Genomic DNA, 1,738 nt, shown 5'->3' on the forward strand with positions numbered 1-1,738 from the left:
GGACGGCTGAGGGCTGGCTCTATGTGTCGGCGGTGATCGACCTGTTCTCGCGCCGGGTGGTCGGCTGGTCGATGAGCGCCAGCATGACCGCCCAGTTGGGTGCGGACGCCCTGTTGATGGCGGTCTGGCGGCGCGGCAAGCCGGATGCCCTGATGCATCATTCCGATCGCGGCAGCCAGGGCGGATTCAAGCGGTCGTCGCAACACCTGAACGAAGGAGGTTGCGATGGGCATTCGAAAGCGACGATCACACCGCTCTCGACGAGCACCGTTGGCGTCACCGGGACGGCCGCCGGTAGCGGGGCGATCTGAACTCCAGCGATTCTGGTTGGGGATCGTGCAGGGAATGACCAGCGAGGATGCTGCATTAACGGCTGGTATGTCGCAGCCTGTCGGAACCAGATTGTTCCGACAGGCAGGCGGCATGGCACCAGCGATGTTCAGATCTTCAACCCAGCCGCGGTCCGGGCGGTACCTCTCGTTTGCGGAACGTGAGGAGATCGCACTTCTTCGCGTTCAGGGCCTTTCGAGACGCGAGATCGGACGCCGACTTGGCCGATCCGCCTCGACCATCTCCCGTGAGCTACGACGCAATGCCGCGACGCGCAGCGGCGGCCTGGAGTATCGTGCATCGACAGCCCAATGGCACGCCGAGCGATCGGCCCGTCGGCCCAAACCGACTAAGCTTGCGCTCAACACAACGTTGCGCACTTATCTGGAGCAGCGACTGGCCGGCGTGGTCATGACCCCGAGTGGCGCTGCCGTTCCTGGTCCCGCCGTTCCGTGGAAGGGCCGCCGGCATGGCCCGCGAAAGGATCGGCGATGGGCCAGGGCTTGGAGCCCGGAGCAGATTGCCCGACGCTTGCCGATCGACTTCCCGGACGACAAGACGATGCGCATCAGCCACGAAGCCATCTATCAAGCTCTCTTCGTTCAGGGTCGGGGAGCGCTACGCCGCGAACTGTCAGCCTGCTTGCGAACGGGGCGCGTATTGCGGGTCCCCAGGGCGCGCGTACGCAGGCGAGGCAAGAGCTTTGTCTCGCCGGAGATCATGATCAGCCAACGCTCCGCCGAAGCGGCCGATCGCGCGGTGCCGGGCCACTGGGAGGGAGACCTCATCCTTGGTCTTGGCAGCTCGGCGATCGGCACGCTGGTTGAGCGGACAACACGCTTCACGATGTTGCTGCATCTTCCCCGGCTTGCGGGGCATGGCGAAGCTCCACGCATGAAGAATGGCCCTGCTCTCGCGGGACACGGAGCTGAAGCCGTGCGCGACGCGATTACGCGCACCATCATCACCTTGCCCGAAGAGATGCGTCGTTCGCTGACCTGGGATCAGGGAGCCGAAATGGCTCAGCACGATCGTCTCAAGATCGACGCGGGCGTCCAAGTCTACTTCTGCGATCCGCAAAGCCCCTGGCAGCGTGGCACCAACGAGAACACCAATGGGCTGCTGCGTCAGTACTTCCCGAAAGGCACCGACCTGAGCGTCCACAGCGCCGACGACATCGCCGCCGTGGCCGCGGCCCTCAATGCTCGACCGAGAAAAACTTTGGGTTGGAAAACGCCAGCAGAGGCGCTTGACGAGTTGCTGTCATGAGTGGAACACATTCGGTGTTGCGACGACCGCTTGAATCCGCCCAGTACGTCAGCGAGCAGTTCCAGCGCTTGATGGCTGATAGCGGCATCGTCTGCAGCATGAGTCGGTCCGGCAACGTCTGGGACAACGCGGCGATGGA

Annotated in this window: 1 protein-coding gene and 1 pseudogene; both read left to right on the top strand. The window is 63.9% G+C overall.

Going from position 1 to position 1,738, the window contains the following annotated elements; all coding sequences use genetic code 11:
• A pseudogene (locus IVB42_RS04220) lies at positions 1-179 on the top strand (DDE-type integrase/transposase/recombinase); the annotation flags it as partial.
• A gap of 46 nt (positions 180-225) precedes the next feature.
• Positions 226-1,599, top strand: coding sequence for an IS30 family transposase (locus tag IVB42_RS04225; RefSeq protein ID WP_247395399.1), 1,374 nt, complete (start codon positions 226-228; stop codon positions 1,597-1,599).
• Positions 1,600-1,738 lie beyond the last annotated feature (139 nt).

The sequence above is a fragment of the Bradyrhizobium sp. 45 genome (assembly GCF_023073155.1).
GTDB lineage: Bacteria > Pseudomonadota > Alphaproteobacteria > Rhizobiales > Xanthobacteraceae > Bradyrhizobium > Bradyrhizobium canariense_D.